The organism is Lyngbya sp. CCY1209, from assembly GCF_035615495.1.
Classification (GTDB): domain Bacteria; phylum Cyanobacteriota; class Cyanobacteriia; order Cyanobacteriales; family Microcoleaceae; genus Limnospira.
Genome location: NZ_JAJENU010000639.1, coordinates 16,330 through 33,782, shown reverse-complemented (window position 1 = coordinate 33,782; position 17,453 = coordinate 16,330). Strand labels below are relative to the sequence as shown.

12 protein-coding genes are annotated in these 17,453 nt (G+C 59.9%); 3 read left to right on the top strand and 9 right to left on the bottom strand.

Annotated features, from left to right (window positions below; genetic code table 11):
- Positions 1-3 precede the first annotated feature (3 nt).
- The 3 genes from LKE08_RS24890 to LKE08_RS24880 form a co-directional block, all read right to left on the bottom strand.
- A complete protein-coding gene (locus LKE08_RS24890) occupies positions 4-816 on the bottom strand; it encodes a TPM domain-containing protein (RefSeq protein ID WP_324706977.1) in 813 nt (270 codons plus the stop codon).
- Positions 817-1,052: 236 nt separating this feature from the next.
- Positions 1,053-6,101: a WD40 repeat domain-containing protein gene (locus LKE08_RS24885; protein ID WP_324706976.1), complete on the bottom strand. Its 5,049-nt coding sequence runs from the start codon at positions 6,099-6,101 to the stop codon at positions 1,053-1,055.
- A 457-nt stretch (positions 6,102-6,558) separates the two neighbouring features.
- Positions 6,559-7,917, bottom strand: coding sequence for an ATP-binding protein (locus LKE08_RS24880; protein WP_324706975.1), 1,359 nt, complete (start codon positions 7,915-7,917; stop codon positions 6,559-6,561).
- 208 nt (positions 7,918-8,125) lie between these two features.
- On the opposite strand from LKE08_RS24880, the gene LKE08_RS24875 reads away from it, so the two are divergent.
- From LKE08_RS24875 to thiD, 3 genes are all read left to right on the top strand, one after another.
- Positions 8,126-8,980 (top strand): FtsQ-type POTRA domain-containing protein, encoded by an 855-nt coding sequence (locus tag LKE08_RS24875; RefSeq protein ID WP_324706974.1) that lies wholly within the window; start codon positions 8,126-8,128, stop codon positions 8,978-8,980.
- A gap of 115 nt (positions 8,981-9,095) precedes the next feature.
- A complete protein-coding gene (gene ftsZ, locus LKE08_RS24870; protein WP_324706973.1) occupies positions 9,096-10,376 on the top strand; it encodes a cell division protein FtsZ in 1,281 nt (426 codons plus the stop codon).
- 157 nt (positions 10,377-10,533) lie between these two features.
- Positions 10,534-11,379: a bifunctional hydroxymethylpyrimidine kinase/phosphomethylpyrimidine kinase gene (gene thiD, locus LKE08_RS24865; protein WP_324706972.1), complete on the top strand. Its 846-nt coding sequence runs from the start codon at positions 10,534-10,536 to the stop codon at positions 11,377-11,379.
- Here the strand turns inward: thiD and LKE08_RS24860 are convergent.
- The 6 genes from LKE08_RS24860 to LKE08_RS24835 form a co-directional block, all read right to left on the bottom strand.
- The gene (locus tag LKE08_RS24860; protein WP_324706971.1) at positions 11,376-11,765 is read right to left on the bottom strand and encodes a late competence development ComFB family protein; all 390 of its coding nucleotides are present in this window, start codon (positions 11,763-11,765) and stop codon (positions 11,376-11,378) included. The genes thiD and LKE08_RS24860 overlap by 4 nt on opposite strands.
- Positions 11,766-11,909: 144 nt before the next feature.
- Positions 11,910-12,302, bottom strand: a complete 393-nt coding sequence (dndE, locus tag LKE08_RS24855; protein ID WP_324706970.1) for a DNA sulfur modification protein DndE — start codon at positions 12,300-12,302, stop codon at positions 11,910-11,912.
- A 172-nt stretch (positions 12,303-12,474) separates the two neighbouring features.
- The gene (gene cmoB / locus LKE08_RS24850; RefSeq protein WP_324706969.1) at positions 12,475-13,536 is read right to left on the bottom strand and encodes a tRNA 5-methoxyuridine(34)/uridine 5-oxyacetic acid(34) synthase CmoB; all 1,062 of its coding nucleotides are present in this window, start codon (positions 13,534-13,536) and stop codon (positions 12,475-12,477) included.
- Positions 13,537-13,710: 174 nt separating this feature from the next.
- A complete protein-coding gene (locus LKE08_RS24845; RefSeq protein ID WP_324706968.1) occupies positions 13,711-15,291 on the bottom strand; it encodes an SPFH domain-containing protein in 1,581 nt (526 codons plus the stop codon).
- Between the two features lie 20 nt (positions 15,292-15,311).
- Positions 15,312-16,706, bottom strand: a complete 1,395-nt coding sequence (locus LKE08_RS24840; RefSeq protein WP_324706967.1) for an SPFH domain-containing protein — start codon at positions 16,704-16,706, stop codon at positions 15,312-15,314.
- Between the two features lie 48 nt (positions 16,707-16,754).
- Positions 16,755-17,363: an NfeD-like protein gene (locus LKE08_RS24835; RefSeq protein WP_324706966.1), complete on the bottom strand. Its 609-nt coding sequence runs from the start codon at positions 17,361-17,363 to the stop codon at positions 16,755-16,757.
- Positions 17,364-17,453 lie beyond the last annotated feature (90 nt).

Sequence of the window (17,453 nt, the reverse complement as noted above, 5' to 3'; positions counted from 1 at the left end):
GATTTAAGTTTCCGATTCCGAGGTCGAAGACTGGCTGAACATCGGGGTCAGGTAGGCGGCGAGGAGGCCGATCAAGAAAGCAGAAATATTGCGGACCAAGGGAATCCAATCGGACGTGCGGCTGATCACCGGACCGATGCCGAAGGCGATAAACAGGATGCCCCAGAGGGGAGAAAAAATTAACGCCCACTGCCAAGCCACCAGTTGTCCGGGTTTGCGGGGGATGGCGGCGAACCCGCAAATGACCCCGCCGAGGGCGGAAGTAATTAATGTCAAAATCCACTGTTCTTGTGGCAGGCCGGGGACGACGCGGCAGCCGCCCTCTTGCAGCAGACAGCCTTCGATGGTTTCGATGGATTGGATGATGGATTGGTCTTCGCCGTTGTCGCGGACGAAATATTGGTTGCCGTAGCGGGTCTGGAGTTCCACCCAAAACGTGCGGGTGAGGAGGTCGTAGAGGTCGCGGCCGACGCTGAAATTGAGGATGTTGCCGCCCCGCTGGTCGGCGACCAGGAGGACACTGCGGTCGTCGAGTCCCCAGTAAGCTTTGACGGCTCGGCCCGGGGTGCGATCGAATTGGGTGAGGACCCTCAGTTTCCATCCCGTCTCAGATTCAAACTGTTGCAGGTCTTCGGCCAGGAGATTTTCCTGGACGTCGGTGAGGACTTCGGCCAGGTCGATGACCGGCGTTTGGATGTCCGGGAGCAGTTCCGGATTGTTGTAGGCCCCTGCGGCGGGTGCGATCGCCCAAAGCGAGAGGGCCAAACAGAATGCGGCGAGCGATCGGAAGAGTTTGTGCGGCCAGGTCTGTTGCATGGATGTTTTATACCAAATTCTCAAAGGTGAACGATAGGGAAGTGCTATTAACCCGGAGATAATCGAAAACTCATATTCGTTACAATTGTTAACTTTATCATAAGTGTGGGTCTAAAACCCCGTCCTGAGAGGACGGCTTTATGAGGATGTCAACACAGAATCCCCGAAGTGCACCCCGCCGGGGCGGGGTATGGAAATGAATTGACAATTGTCAATTGTCGGCGGTCAATTCTCAATTACTGACGGCACAGTTGCCGATCGCGATCGCCGAGGTTGCGGTTGGTTTTCAGGTAATCCCGGAGCCAGTCGCAGGCTTTTCGCATCAAATCATCCAGATCCAAATTCCAGAGGATCACGGTCTGGTCTCGACTCGCCGAAGCGAGGATGCGGCCGTCGGGGCTGAAACTCAGGGCCATGACGCTATCTCCGTGTGCCATCAACGTTTTCAATAACGTGCCGTCGCGGGTGCTCCAAATGCGGACGTAGCCGTCGTAACTCGCCGAGGCCACCAGCCGGCCGTCGGGGCTGAACGCCACATCCGTCACGCTGTCACTGGTTCCCTTCAACAGCGTGTCGAGCCAGACCCCGTCCCGACTCCACAACTTGACTTTATTGTCATATCCGGCCGTCGCCACCACCTTGCCATCGGGACTGAAACTGACGCCCAAAACGTAGCTGTCCGACACCTGGATCATTTTCAACTGTTTTCCCCGCCAATTCCAGAACCGCACCGTGCCATCGTCGCTGGCCGAAGCGATGGTGTCGCCGTCAGGACTGAAACAGACCCGATTCACCCACCCCCGATGTCCGTGCAGGGTTCGCAGCAGCCGGCCGTCGGCCGTCCACAACTTCACCGTCCGATCCTTGCTCCCCGTGACCATATATCGGCTGTCGGGGCTGAAATTCACGCTCATGACGCTATCCCCGTGGGCGACCCACGTTTTCACCGGTTCGGGGGCAACGATCGCGGAAGAAGCGACCCCCCGGGTCGGCCTCCCCCGGGAAGGCCGGCGATCGCCCCACCGGCCCGAGTCCTGGTCGGCATCGAGGCGCCGCCAGAGTTTCACGCGGTGGTCATATCCGGCCGTCGCCACCCACTTGCCGTCCGGGCTGAAACTGACCTCAGCCACGCGATCGCCGTGGCCCGAGAGGGTTTGCAGCAACTGCCCCGAACGGCTCCACAGTTTCACCGTCCGGTCTTGAGACGCGGAGGCGACGATGCGGCCGTCGGGGCTCCAACTCACATCCAGGACCCGATGTCGGTGTCCCTCCAGGATGTCGAGGGGATTGTTTTCCAAACGCCACAACTTGATCGTTTTGTCGTAACTCGCCGAGGCGAGGGTGCCCCCGTCGGGGGAAAAATTCACCCGCGTCACCTTGTCCCCGTGACCCCGAAACGTCAGCAACAATTCCCCCTCCCCACTCCAGAGCCGCACCGTCTTGTCATCTCCCCCCGTCGCCACCATCCCAGCTTCCGGGGAAAAGGCCACGCTGTAGACAGTCCCCTCGTGTCCCTCCAAAACCCCGATCAGCCGTCCCCGGCGGTCCCAGAGTTTCGCCGTCCCGTCCGTCCCGGCGGTAGCGATCCGATCGCCGTCCGACGAAAAATCGACCGCGTAAATGGTACATTCCTGCTGCTGGGGCGGACAGTGGTTCAGGCGCCCCTGCCGCCGGCCCCGGCGGTCGAACAGTTGCACCTGCGGGCCGTCCCCGGCCACCGCCAACAGCCGGCCGTCGGGGCTCAAGTCGAGCCACTTGAGGGGCCAATCGGGAAATCGCAGGGTTTTCAGGACTTCCCCCCCCGGACTCCAGAGTTTCACCGCGCCATCTTTGGAAGCCGAAGCCAGCAGTTCACCGTCCGGGGAAAAGCGGACGCTGGAGACGAGATCCCCGTGTCCGGCCAGGGTTTGCAACAGTTCCCCGTCCCGACTCCAGAGTTTCACCGTCCGGTCATGGGAGGCCGAGGCCAGCATCCGGCCGTCCGGGCTGAAATCGAGGGCGGACACGCTTTCGCCGTGTCCTTCCAGGGTCGCGATCGCCTCCCCTTCCCGCGTCCAGAGTTTCACCGTGCCATCGACGCTGGCCGAGGCCAGGCGATCGCCCGAGGGGCTAAAGGCCACGTCCCACACCACGTCCCCGTGTCCCTCCAGGCGGTTGCCCTCGTGGGTTCCGTAGACGGCCTGTCCGAGGGTGGCGGCGACCCGCATTTGGGCATCCCGCAAGGCCGCCGAACCCGGGGTCAACCGCCGCAGGCGCTGCAGTTGTCGGGCAGCTTGCAAACTTTCGAGCATAGCGTCGAAATGGTAGTGGGAGAAAAACAGGGCGTCGGAGGTAGCCGTCAGGGAGGTGATGTAGGCGAGGCGCTTCTGTTGGTAGGCGACGAGTGTGGAGATCCCCAGCCCCACCACCGCCGCCAGGGCAACGCACAGCAGTTGTTTCAGGAGGCGGTTGCGGTGGACGAGCTGTTCCTGACTCAATTTCCGAGCCGCTTCCGCCTCGTTCTTGGCCACCTGGGCCTGCCGGAGCCGTTTTTGAATCGTCCCCTGCCGCCGGCGATCGAGGACCGCGTAGCGCGATCGGATCGGCACAACGAGATAGTCGTGCATCAGTTGGTAGCGGTCTTCCGGCTCCTCCCGGCGGCGCAAAAGCAGCCCGGATTCGAGGATGACGTCGATGAAGGAGTGGCCGACCGCCGGGGGGTGGCGGACCGCGGCGGTGAGTTCTGACCGGGTTTTGATCGGGCGGCCGAGTTTGTCGTCGGTGAGGGCGAACAGCACGTCCCAGGCTGCCTCGGCGTTCTCCGGCCCGCAGTCTCCCACGATCGCATCGATGGAACGCCCGATCAGGGTAGCTTTCGGGTCCAGGCCGAGGCGTTGATAGTCCCGCAGCGTCCGGATGCCCCCCTGCCCCTCTTCCTGGAGTTGGGACCCGACCACCTGGAGTTCGATGGGGCGAATTTCGCAGCGTTCGTCGGCCAGATCTTCTACCAACTGGTCGATCAGGGCGCTTTCGAGCTCAAATTTCGCCCGCCGGGTGAGGCGCTCGATCGCGATCCGAGCCTCGGCCCGGGAAAAGTCCCGCAGGTGGTAGCGGACCCGTTTGTCCAAAATATTGTTGTTGAGAGCATCTAAAGGACACAGGGTCTCGCATTCGAGCAAGTAGTGGAGGCAGCTTTCCCGCAGGCAGAGGATCACTTTCACGAAGGGGATGTTCAGGCACAGCCGCAAAAACTCGTAAAAGGTTTGGCGGTGCACCCGTTCCCGGGACACGAAAAAGAATTCCTCAAATTGGTCGAAGATCAGAACGGTGAGGAGGTTTTTGTCGGCGTTTTTTTGCAGCCGGTCCGGCACGAAGGATTCCGGGTGCAAAATGTACGCGGCCCGGTCGCCACCGAACTCCTCCCGGGCGTATTGCGAAGCCCGGACGGTCCGGTACCAGAGCCGCTTCAGGTTGACATCTTCGAGTTCGATGTAATCTTGGTGGAGTAAGGCATAGGCTAGGGCGCCTTCGACTTCCCGCACCCAGTCCGTGTAACTGCGGACGACCACGGGGAGCAGGTTCCGGGCGCCGAGGCTGATTTGTTCCAGGGCCGGCACCAACCCGGCGTCGATCAGGGAACTCTTCCCCACCCCAGACCGGCCGTGCACGACGATCAATTTGTGGTCGTCGCGCCCCAACCGCCGGATCAGGTTGTCGATGTCCCGTTCGCGGCTGGAAACGGTCAGATCCCGGGCGACCGCTATTTCGGCTTCACCTCCGGCGCCGGCGGGGTTGAGAACCCGTTTGGGTGGTTGCAGTTGGTGGACCCCGATGAAGGCGCGGAATCCATATTGATGCTCGATTTCCCGCTGCCGTTTCTTGACCCGGAAAGCCTGCAGGTATCGGCCGCTTTCGTAGTACAGATCCCGCAGCTCGGCGAGGATGTCGATGTAGAGTTGGGGGTCGTAGCCCGGGGAGGTGGAACGGCGGGCGGTTTCCAATTCCCGGATGGCCTGTTCCCGGCGATCTAAGTGTTTGCAACTGCGGGCCGACAGCAGCAGGTAGGCTCCCCGTTCGCTCTGGGAGTCCCCCTCGGAGAGGATCGCCAGGGCCAGCTTGGCCAGTTCCAGGGCTTCGTTCCAGGCGCCGCGCCGGAGGGCGACTTCTGCCATGAAGCCGTAATCCCGGGCCAGTTGGCGGTCGGGGCCGTAGCTGAGGTGCATTTTCAGCCCCGTTTCGGCCAAAACTTGCAGCTCCTCCCACTGTTGCAGCCGTTTGAGGACTTCGCCCAGGTGAGGGAGCACCCCCGCCACCAGGTCGGGGCGTCCGACGGCGGCGAAGGTGTCCCGGCACCGTTCCAGGTTGGTTTTGGCGCTTAGGAGCGGGGGGCGGTCGGCCGCGGGGCTGCGGGCGGCCTGGAGGCAGTCGGTGAGGGCGATGTGGAATCTGATGATCCCCTGACGTTCTCGGTGGGAGATGGGGCGGGAGCCGGTTTCGGGGCCGGCGTTTTGCAGGCGGGCCAAGCTTTGCCGGTAATGTTGGCGGGCCCGGTCCGGCCCGTCGAGCCCGTCGCAGTCGAGGCCGAAGATGAATTGGCGGCTCGCTTCTAGGAAGGGGTCCAGTTCGACGCCACGGTCGGCCAGGTCTTTCCAGGCCGCCTCGAGTTCCCGACGGCGGCTCGAACCGGGGGCGAAGTCGTATTTGGGGGGGCCGGACTGGTCGCCGGGGTGGGGAGTTTCGGGTTCCCAGTCGCGGATTCGCAGTTCCGCCAGGGAAAAGAGGGTGTGGGCTTGTAAGGTGAGGAACTGCAGCAGTTGGGGGGTCGCCATCTCGAAGTGGATGGTGGCCGCCGCCCAACTTTTGAAGTCCGGGGCGAGTCGGATCAGTTTTTTGGCTAGATTATCTGTGACCCACAGGACCAGCGGAAAGGGAAAGGTTTTGCGAAATTCGTCCCGCACTTGGTTGGTGGAACTGAGCAGGACGTCGGGGGATTCCACCCCGTCCAACCCCGCCACCATCAGGGCCGACGGGGGGGGAGCGGCGATCGCGTCTTTTAGGGTGCTGTAGAGGGTGACGACGTCCGCAGAAAGGGTCAGGGTTTGAATTTCGAGGCTTTTTTGTCCGGTTTCGCGCTCGCAGAGCCGTTCCTGGAGTTTTCTGATCATTTGCCGCCGCAGGCCGGAGTAGTTGCAGCCGGCTAGAATCAGGGAAAATTGTCCCTGGGACAGGGAGATGGCGCGCACCAGGCGGGCGAGCGATCGCTCGTTTTGGCTCGGGCTTTGGGGAGGGGTCAATTGGTCTATCATGACACGTTGTTGCCAAAAATGAGGGTTTGCGTGGGAGGATATTTCCCGGTAAAATAGCCGAATAAACCGGTCGAAAGCCCCCACTTTGAAAGGATAAAACAAGACCAGCCGATCCGTTTTAAAATCCGCTCGATCAAGCCATCTGTCCCACCCACTTTTGACTTTTTGAAAACCCTGAAATATAGCAGTGAGCGCTGGAGTCGTCACAGACCTTAATTGTCAAAACCCTCGCTCCGACTCCCTAATACCGACTCCCGAATCCCTTTTCCCGAAGATGGCAGTTCCGGTCAAAATTTTCCCGATATCTATCTGGGGATAGCTGGAATTTTGCCAAAATTATCCCGTAGTAACCCCGATAAAATTGACGTTCTGGAACGCCGATTTTGCCAATATTTTCGATGATTTTAGGGGATTTTTCAAGCCCCACTTAATATTTTTTAATATCGTCTTTTTGATGTCAGGCCTTTTCCAGTTCGGACGGGGGAGAAATGGCCGGCTGTTTCCGACGCCAATTTTGGTAGTGCCGGGTTTCGGCCAGGGCGGGATTGATCCCGAACCAGCGCCCGGAGCGATCGCGGTATTCAAAGACGAACATACTCCGCAGCAGGGTCTGACATTCTTCCTCCCCGCGCACGCTCTGATGTTCCACCACTTGCAGCAACAAATTCCATTCGTCCTCGGCGATCGCCCCGAGCAAATCGTCCCGATATTCCCGGATCACGTTTTCTAGACAGGCGGCGGAAAAGGGGGGATCTTCCTGCTGCAAACAACTGTACATGAACATTAACAACCGGCGCATATGTCCGCCGCTGATCCGGCAGAGGCGATCGAGCACTTCCGGGGTTTCAAACAATTCCGGGACGCGAGCCATGCGGTCGTCCGGGGGGATCTGGGGAAACGCCCTCGCCAAAACCATCTGTCGGAGCAAGGTCAGGCCGGGGGGGTAATCTTCCCCGGTGCGCGCGATGACCGGGACCATCGGTAACACTTTCGGCTTTACCCCGAAGCGACTCGAAAGCCTGCCGTAATCGTTGGAAAAAATTAAGGTCAAGGGGATGGTGTAGATGACGTGGCAATGCAGGCGCCGGAGTTGTTCACCGCGATCGACGAACAGGTATTCCGGCTGGGTGCGGCCCCAGGATTTGGGGGAATTGTCCACCCGGTCGAGGTTGTCTACGATCACCGCCAGACCCCGTTTCCCCCGCTGTCGCAACATCTCGGTAGCCGGTTTCAGCAGCTCGGAGTTCACCGCTTCCAGAATGCTGCTGACCCGGGGTTCGAGGTACTGCCGCAGTTGCGATCGCAATTTGGGGGAGTCTTTGGTTTTGGCGGTGATGCGGGCGATGCCGACGGAGATTTCCGCTTCGGCTCCCAGCTCGATGGGGGTCTGCAAAAAGTCGGAAATTTCGCCGAACAGCCGCCCGAAATATCCCGGTTTCAACCGTATCCCCGCCGCCTGCATCTGTTCGCTCACCTGGCGGGCGATAGCCAGGACGATATCGCTGACATCCACATCCGCCATGTCCAGATCCTGGGAGGACTCGAAATAAACAACGTGGTATCCCTGGCGCTCCAAGGCATCTTTGAGACGAAATAATTCCGTGGACTTGCCGCAGCCGATGTGGCCCGAGAACAGTTGGCAGGTGGGTTCGTCCCCCGAGAGCAACGTGATGGTGCGACTCAACTCCCGGACGATATCGCTGCCCCGGACCGCCGAAAAATCGATATAATACTGCCGATCCTCCGGATTTGCCATGTCGATGGTTTTGCTGGGGTTGCAAGCTTTGTAAAATTGATTCAGGTTCAGCTCAACCATAAATTCACTATCTCGTGTTAGGATGCCTCACTTTGAGTGTAGGATGACACCGAAGCGCTGGGGATGTGGGGAGATGGGCATCGGGGGAGCGAATCCTCGGGGGGTGGGGTCTGTCGGGAAGGGAGCCGTCGCCGATCGGCTTCGCCCCCCATATGATCGCGATCGCGGCGATTTCTGAGATAGATGTGACCAGACATTCGGTGGATCAATGACCAATATCGTATCCGTTTCGACAACTGAATTGGGGAATCGCCGCCGGCAACTGCGCCGTCAGCGCCGTTTGAAATTGGTTCAGGTCCTCTGGCAAACTTTGGCCGTCGGCAGTTTGGCGGGGGGGGTGGTGTGGGCGATCGGCCAACCCATCTGGCAGATCCGACAACCCGAACAGGTGGACGTGGAGGGGAACTATTTGCTCTCCGACCGGATGATCCGCTCCAGCCTGCCCCTGTCCTACCCCCAGTCCATCTGGCAGATCCAACCCCGGGCGATGGAAAAGGCCCTGTTGCGGGAACAGCCCATCGAGGAGGCGATCGTCAGCCGCCAGGTGTTCCCCCCCCGCCTGACCGTCGAAGTGACGGAACGGCGTCCCGTGGCGATCGCCTCCTCGGCGATCGCCACGAACCGCAGGGGGGGCGACGCCGACCTGGGATGGCTCGACGCCGAGGGGAATTGGATGCCCTTCTCGAGCTATACTGAGCTAAAACAAACGGACCAACTGCCCGATTTAAAGGTCGTCGGCCCGGTCGAACAGTACCGCCCGCACTGGAAACAACTGTACGAGACCCTGAGCCGCTCCCCGGTTGACGTTTATGAAATTGATTGGCAAGATCCGGCTAATATTATTTTGATGACTGAGATCGGGGCAGTCCACTTGGGGTCCTACGGAAGTCGCTTTTCGGAACAATTACAGGTTCTCGATCGGATGAGAAAATTGCCGGAACAACTCGATGTCAGTCAAATCGACTACATTGACTTAAAAAATCCCGGCTCTCCCCTGGTTTTGATGGTTTCGGATAGTCAGTCGGAATCCCTCACCTCTACCCCCGAGTCAACCTCGGATTGAATCCCCCTTTCGCCCGACCTTCGGTCTTGGTTTCTCGTCCGACTTACCCTATAGTTAAATTTGAGTTGCCTCAATATTGAAACTGATTCATCTACCCCAACCGCTTAATCAAATCATGCTTCATAAGAGCAATCTGGGTTCCACCCCAAGCGAACGACAATCAGAAGGAAAAGCCAACTTGTGGACGGCAGCAGAATCGGCCAATCCGTTTCGCAAAAACGAAGGATTAGGAAACTTAAATAGTGATGGTAACGCCATGTCTCACGAAGAGTCCTGGAGTAGTGATATTGTTCCCAGTAACGCGGCCAAGATCAAGGTGATTGGCGTTGGGGGAAGTGGGGGCAACGCGGTCAACCGCATGATTGAGAGCGAGGTTTCGGGGGTGGAATTTTGGGCCGTCAACACCGACGCCCAGGCCCTGACCCAGTCCCGGGCTTCCAAACGGTTGCAGGTGGGTCAGAAATTGACGCGGGGTTTGGGTGCGGGGGGCAATCCGGCGATCGGCCAGAAGGCGGCGGAAGAATCCCGGGACGAGATCGCCCAGGCTTTGGAAGGCTCCGATTTGGTCTTCATCACCGCCGGTTTGGGCGGCGGCACGGGAACCGGCGGCGCCCCGATCGTGGCCGAGGTGGCCAAGGAAATCGGGGCGCTGACCATCGGGGTGGTGACGCGGCCGTTCACCTTCGAGGGCCGGCGGCGCATTTCCCAGGCGGACGAGGGGATTGCGGCCCTCCAGACCCGGGTGGATACCCTGATCGTGATCCCCAACAACAAGTTGCTCTCGGTGATCAACGAGCAAACCCCCGTGCAGGATGCGTTCCGCTACGCCGACGACGTACTCCGCCAGGGGGTGCAGGGGATCTCGGACATCATCACCATCCCCGGACTGGTGAACGTGGACTTCGCGGACGTGCGGGCCGTGATGGCCGACGCGGGTTCGGCCCTGCTCGGGATCGGGCTCGGATCGGGCAAGTCCCGCGCCCGGGAAGCAGCCCTGACGGCGATTTCTTCGCCCCTGCTGGAGTCCTCCATCGAGGGCGCCAAGGGGGTGGTGTTCAACATCACCGGCGGCACCGACCTGACCCTGCACGAGGTGAACGCGGCGGCGGAGACGATTTACGAGGTGGTCGATCCCAACGCCAATATTATCTTCGGGGCGGTGATCGACGAGCGGATGCAGGGGGAAGTGAAGATCACGGTGATCGCCACCGGATTCAGCGGCGAGAACAAGGGGACGATGCCGCCTCCGGGACGGGAAGCGCCGGTTCCCAAACCGACGAACCCGCTGTTCCAGCGTCCCCAAACGACACCGACACCGCAACCCGAGCCGCAGCAACCCAAGCAGCCGGACCTCGACATCCCCGATTTCCTGCGCCGCCGCCGTCCGACCCGGTAATCATCAGATCCGGTTATTGGGTACGCAGGCTGACCCGAGATCGGGACTCGGAAGTCGGTATTCGGGAGGGGTGCGGAACAAAATTGCTCCATTTTCCCGGGCATCCTTGCCCGCAGGTGTTTTGGGGTCGATTGTCGGGATTTGATATCAAGTGGCGATGGAAAGGGTCGAAAATGGATTGTCCGGGGTTCCGGTGGCGATGACGATCGCCGGCTCGGACAGTGGCGGGGGCGCGGGGATTCAGGCCGACTTGCGGACCTTCGCCTTTCACTGCGTCCACGGAACCTGCGCTCTCACCTGCGTGACGGCTCAGAATACCTCGGGGGTGATGCGGGTCGATGCGCTCCCCCCGGAGGCTGTGACGGCTCAAATTGACGCGGTGGCGGCCGATATCGGGGTGGGGGCGGTCAAGACGGGGATGCTGTTGGATGCGGGCATTATCGAAGCGGTGGCCCGCCGGTTGCGGGATCTGCCGGTGTCGGGGCTGGTTGTCGATCCGGTGATGGTGTCCCGGACGGGGGCGCAGTTGATCGACGATCGCGCCATCTCCATCCTCAAGCACGAGTTGCTCCCCCAGGCGACGATCGCCACCCCCAACCGCTACGAGGCGCAGATCTTGGCGGGGATGGCGGTGGAGTCGATGGAACAGATGCGGGAGGCGGCGGCGCGAATTCACGCCCTCGGGCCGCGGGCGGTTTTGGTCAAAGGCGGGGGGATGGAAGGCGAACTGCGGGGGGTGGATCTGTGGTTCGACGGAGAACAGTTTCAAACCCTGAAAACCGCGATGGTGGACACCCCCCACACCCACGGCACGGGGTGCACCCTCTCGGCCTCGATCGCCGCCCACCTCGCCCTCGGCCGTCCCCCCGCGATCGCCGCACGACGGGGGAAAGAGTACGTCACCGAAGCCCTCGCCTTTTCCCTCCACATCGGCCGCGGCCAGGGGCCGGTCGGACATTTTTTCCCCCTGTTGCGGGGGCGGTTCCCTAATTCACCCGATTAACCCGAGTGGGAAGGTCGGGCGCGGCGCCAGTACAGGTATTCGTCGCTGGCGGACTTGAAACCCGATCTCGACCGGCTTTCGGCCGTCTTGGCGGCGGTGGCAGGGGACGACGCATCATTCTCTTCTGGCACCAGGGGCGTGGAGTTTCTCAACAGATCCCGCTGCACAGCCGCGATCGCCTGGCGCACGGACTGTTTAATTTGATCTGGCAATTCGTTCCCCGCCTTGCGCTTTTGGTGCAGCCACCCTTCTTTGCTGGAAGCGTAGAGGGGGGGCAAACGGTTCAGGGCGTAGGTTTCCACCTCCACCCGTTTGATGTACTGGGTCAGCCGCGGAGACAGCAATGCCAACTGGCGCCGCACTTCTTCGGCGACCAGATCTTCCATAATGTTATGATATTTTCTGGATTTAGATGGTGCCATGCCGATTATTTTAGAATTCAAAAGGACATGAGTCTGGTGCTACATCTGAGGCCAAGAAGGCGATCTTTTCCGGCAACAACAGCAACCGAGTCGTTCGGGTAATTGGAGTTACGGATTTGGTGGCGGCAGCAAATGAGTTAAAGTGTCAATGGTCTGCGATTCGGCATCCCCAACCAAGTAGCCGATTCCCCGGTGGACGTGCAGACGAAATTGCTCCACCAGGGTTGGGCGATCGGTCGCCAAACCGTCCTCGTGACAGCGCTGCTTGAGCGCTATCAGCAAGACGTCGGACAGTTCTCCGCCAAATACTCGCCACGTCAGTTCGATACCGCCCTTTGTCGAGTCGGAGACGGGAGAAGGAAGACTCGGCTCGGCCAAAGACCGGCAAAATGCCCAGCGACACAAGATGTTCCACTGTTCGATTTTCGTACTGCGCTTGAGTCGAATCAGTTGTTCTTTGGCGGCTTCGGACAAACGAAACCGCTCGATCGGTGATTCCATTGTCTTTCCCGAGAAGACAGCTCTCCGCATCACGACGGAGAATTTTCGCGAACTAATATCTACAATTTATACACGATTCATCAGTAATTTTTCAGATCGATCCACATTTTTTACAAAACTTTTAAAATTCAGCCGCCGCCGTCCCCGCGAACGCCCCCCACCATCGCCCCCCTCACCCCCGTCGGGCGATGAGATAATATCGCCACGGGGCCGGATAGCCCTCGACGGTGCGGGTGCGATCGCCGGGATCGAGAAATTCCCCCAGGCTGTCGATATCCGCCCAGGGCGTCCGTCGCTGTTCCTCCGGGGAGAGGGGGGCACTGAAAATGGCGCGGATATTAGCAAAACCAGCCCGAATCATCCAGGTTTCCAAGCCAGATTGGGTGGGGAGGAACCAGATTCCCCGGGCGTTGGCATAGCGTTTGCGGGGGGTGAGGGCGATCGCATCTTCTCCGGGGATTCCCTGGCAGTCGATGACAATTTCTCCCTTGGGGGCGAGGGCTCGCCGCATTTTCCGCAGCAACCTGATCGGATCGGTGTGGTGGTAGAGGATGCCCAGACAAAAAATCGTATCGAAAAAATTGGCATAGTCGTCGATATCTTCCACCCCCAACAGTTCAAAGTGGAGGGTATCCTGTCGGGCGATATTTTGAATCAGTTGAAAGTTCCAAAACTGTTTGGCGTAGGGTTCAAAACCGACGACGCACTCCGGTTTTTCGTGCGCCATCCGGAACATGAAATAGCCGTTGTGACAGCCGATGTCGGCAACTTTTCGTCCTTTTAGGGAACTGATGTGGGGCAGGATTCGTTCCCACTTCCAGTCCGATCGCCACTCCGCATCGATGAACGTTCCGAACAATTCAAACGGCCCCTTTTTCCAGGGACAGAAGGTTTTCAGGGCGGCTTCAAATCGTTGTCGATCCGCGGCGGAGAGTTCCCCCGCGCGGCCGACTTTCACCACGGAACCGGCCGCGTCAAACTCATCGCTTCCCAGGTCTGCGACGGCTTCAACCGCTTCTCGGTAGGGTTGCAGTTTGCGATCGAAGAGGCGGGGATGAAAGGCTTTTCGCTTTCGGAGAATGGCTTCCCGGTCGATGTCGATATCGTATTTTTCTAAATACTCTGGGGGAAGATACATGGAAATTGTCGGCTCCGTCGTCGGGTTGTGAGGGTGGGGGAAAGGTGGCGATCGCGCCGAGACTCGACGAGTGTAACATATAATCGCTGCCGGCACTCCTCGGAACTTTCCATTGTTGACTCGAACTAAAACGCGATCGCCCGGGGGAAGAAACCGGGTTTTTATGATAGTTTTTGATAACCCCCGACAAGGGTTATAAAAACCCGGTTTCTCAAAATGCGATCGCCCCCGACAATTCTCGTCAAAACCCAGTGTCTCAAAACGCCATCGCTAATCCTGTTCCAGCCACATTTCCAACATCGCCGTGGGGATGTAAACCGTGGGGTGGTTGAACAGCGTCCGCACCGCCTGGGAACCGTGAGTTTTCAGGACAGTTTGCAGGCGGCGTTTGAAATTGGGATACTGTTGGAGTGCCCGTTCGACGGCTTGCTCCGCCTCGGCGTTATTCTTCGTATTTTGTGCCACGCGATCGAGCAGTTGTTTGACTTCCAATTGCAGCGATCCGATCGCCTCCTCCGGTTTGGGAGGGGGGGAGGCCGGGGTGTGGCGGACGGCTTGGCCGTTGGTGCGGGAAGATTTGATGGATTTCGGGGGAGTCGCCGGGGGAACGGGAGGTTCGGGGGCGCGACCGCCAAAATTCTGCACGGCACCGGCCACGTCGATGCCGGTAGTTTGGCGCAACTCTTCAAAAAATGCGGCCATTTTGGTGGCGGTATTGCCCTGGCTGGCATCGACGATGGTGACGTTATCCACGGACACCTCGGGGATGGTGGAAGCCATCGTCTTCAACAGCACCTCCAATTTTTGATACAAGAAAATTTCCCGGGCGTTGGGGCCGGCCGCTTTCCAGGATTCAGCCAGCCGTCGAATCCCCTCGGCCTGGGCTTTCCCCTCCTCCACGATCTGAGACGCATCCCCCCGCGCCCGGGCGATCGCACGCTTGCATTCCGCCTCCGCCGGGGCCACCACATCCGCCTGCAACTTCTGTTCCACCTGTTTGATACGTTCCTTCTGGACCGCCACCTCCGCCTGAGTCCTCGCCACCTCCGAGGCGATTTCCGACTCGGACTCGGCCACCACCGCCCCCCGTTTCGTCATAGCATCCTTGACCCGGCGATCGGCCTCGGCCCTGGACACCTCGACTTCAGTTTCCAGCTTCTTCAACTCCGTCATCTTGCGATTTTCCGCCGTGCGGATCGCCGCGTCCGCCTTCGCCTGGGCTTCGGCGGTGCGGGCATCCCGCAGCAGTTCCGCCCGCTGCTGGCGTCCGATGGAGTCGAGATATCCCACGTCGTCGGAAATATTCTGAATTTGCAGGGTATCCAAAATCAGCCCCAGTTGTTCCAGGTCGTCTTCGGCCTCCTCCAGCAAACTTTTCGCGAAGGCCAACTTGTCGCCGTTCACCTGTTCCGGTGTCAAACTCGCCAACACGCCCCGCAAATTCCCCTCCAGGGTTTCTTTGGCGATCTGCTCGATTTCGTTGCGACTCTTGCCCAGCAGGCGCTCGATCGCGTTGTGGATGGTGGGTTCTTCCCCGGCAATTTTGATGTTCGCCACCCCGTCCACCCGCAGGGGGATGCCGCCCTTCGAGTAGGCGTTGGACACCTTCAACTCGATGATCATGTTGGTCAGATCCATCTGAAAAGCGCGTTCGAGGAGGGGTTTGCGGATGCTGCGACCCCCCTTGACCAGACGGTAGCCCACATCCCGCCCGCCTTCGGTGGGGCGGCGTCCGCCCGCGAAAATCAGCACTTCGCTGGGCTGACAGATGTACAGGAGGTTGCGGATGATAAACACCGTCGCCCCCGTACCTAGACCCAATGCAGCCAGTATGGCGATGACAATTCCCATAATCGACTCTCCAGGAGGTTTTACTTTTGCGTTTCGACAACGGGCGAGGAGTTGCCGTTGCGGTGGTCGCCGAGGGTGCGGGAGACGTTGATGCCGAGGGTGCGATCGACGCTTTCGAGGAATTGGCGGAAGATTTCGGGGTAGGCCTGCACCAACCCGGCGATCGCTTTCCCGTCCCCGTTGTCGATGATGTTGACATTCTGCAAGTCCACCCGGCGGGGAATCTGGGCCGCTTCCCGCAGCACCATCTCGATCTGCTGCAAGTAGAACAGTTCCGAAGCATCCGCCCCCATTTCCTGCCAGACGGCGTTGATCAGGTCGTTGACTTCAGCCGAGGCGCGGGCATCTTCGGCCAGGGCCGCCGCCTCGCCCCGAGCCCGCAGTTCCCGGGCTTGGCGGTCGGCCTCCGCCGGGAGCACTTCGTCCACTTCCAGGCGCAGCCGTTCCAACTCCGCCCGCACGGTCTGCAGTACCTGTTCGGCCCGGGCGCGGGCTTCTTTTCCAGCAGCGGTGGTGCGTTCTTCCTCCGATCGCGCCTGCTGTTCAAGTTCGGCGCGAATTTTCCGCAGTTCGTTTTCCTTTTCCTGGATGAAGGTGCGGGCCTGGGTTTGGGCGACTTCGGCCTGGCGGCGGCAGTCGGCCTCCACCTGTTCGGCTTCGGCGACGGCGTTGGACTCGGCGATTTCCGCATCCCGGGCGATCAGGGCGATCTGACGCCGGCCGATGGAGTTGAGGTAATCTACGTCATCGGAGACGCTCTGGATTTTGAGGGTATCCAACTGCAGGCCCAATTTCACCAGATCCCGGGAGACATCCTCGGCAATGCGTTCGGCGAAGCGGAGGCGGTCTTCGTTGAGTTGTTCGGGGGTGAGGGTGCTGACGACGCCGCGCAGGTTGCCCTCCAGGGTTTCCCGCGCCACCCGGGAGATTTCGGAGCGATCGCGATCGAGAAACCGTTCGATCGCATTTCCCACCACTTCCAGATCGTTGGAAATTTTCACGTTGGCGATCGCCTGGATATTTAACGGCGTCCCCCCTTTGGAATAGGCGTTTTTGACCTCCACAGGGACGGGCATGGTCCGCAGATCCATCGTTTTGACGGTTTCCAGGATCGGCCAGCAGATCGCCCGACCACCGAAAATCACCCGGTAGCCGACTTCCCGCCCGTCTTTGCTGCGGTGCTTGCGGCCCGAAAGGATCAGGATCTCGTTGGGCTTGCAGATCTGCATGAAGGTGTTAAGGAACCACAGCAGCAGCAAGGCCCCGAAAATGCCGAGGGCGATGGGCAAGCCGGTGACGATCTGATCGCTGATGTCATTTCTGCGGGTCGCCGGAAAGGGGGCTTGAGCCTGCACCACTTCCGCGACGACGACCTCGTTTTCCCGGTTGAAAGATGCGACAAATTGTTGGTTCATGGCGGTTTCCAGAAAGAGTGAGCAGACGCCTTGACGGTGGCGGGCCCGTTAAGATGGGGACTGTTTCAGGGCATCTTCCGAGACGACCCAGACCCGGTTTTTTTCCATTCCGACCACCAGCACGCGATCGCCCGGAGAGAATTCCCGGCTTTCCTCGGTCATCGCGCCCATGTCGAAGGTGCAACCCTTGACGGACAGCCGCACTTTGCCCCGGCTGTCGCGGTCGAAGGGAAGTTCCACCGTCCCCCCCAGGCCGATCAGGTCGTTGGATTGCATCATGCTGTTGGCCTGCTGCGATCGCAGGACATCGAAAATCCACACGACCGCCGCCCCGCAAAACACCCCGACGGCAAGGGAAATCGCCGCGATCGCCGTCGGAGTTAAACTCGGACTGAGAAAGGAGAGGATCGTCCCCGTCAGCCCGAAGAAACAGACCCCAAACGTCCAGAAGCGCAGGCTCAAAAAGGGGATCGTCAGGCGCGGCGACCGGCGTTTGGGTTGCAAGACTCCGCCGGATTCGGTCGGATTTCGGCGATCGGCCAGTTCCACATCCGGATCGAATTCCAACTCAAAATCCGCGCCGTCGAGTCCCGCGAAAGCGGCCAGGGCCACGAATACGCCGCCGACCGTCAGGCAGATGATGTATAGCGTCGTCATGATGTTCCCCCAGTTTGGGATGGTCGAACTGCCTCGGACGCCTCTATTGTGGCAAATCGATCGCCCACTCGCCCCCATTTCGTAACGAAA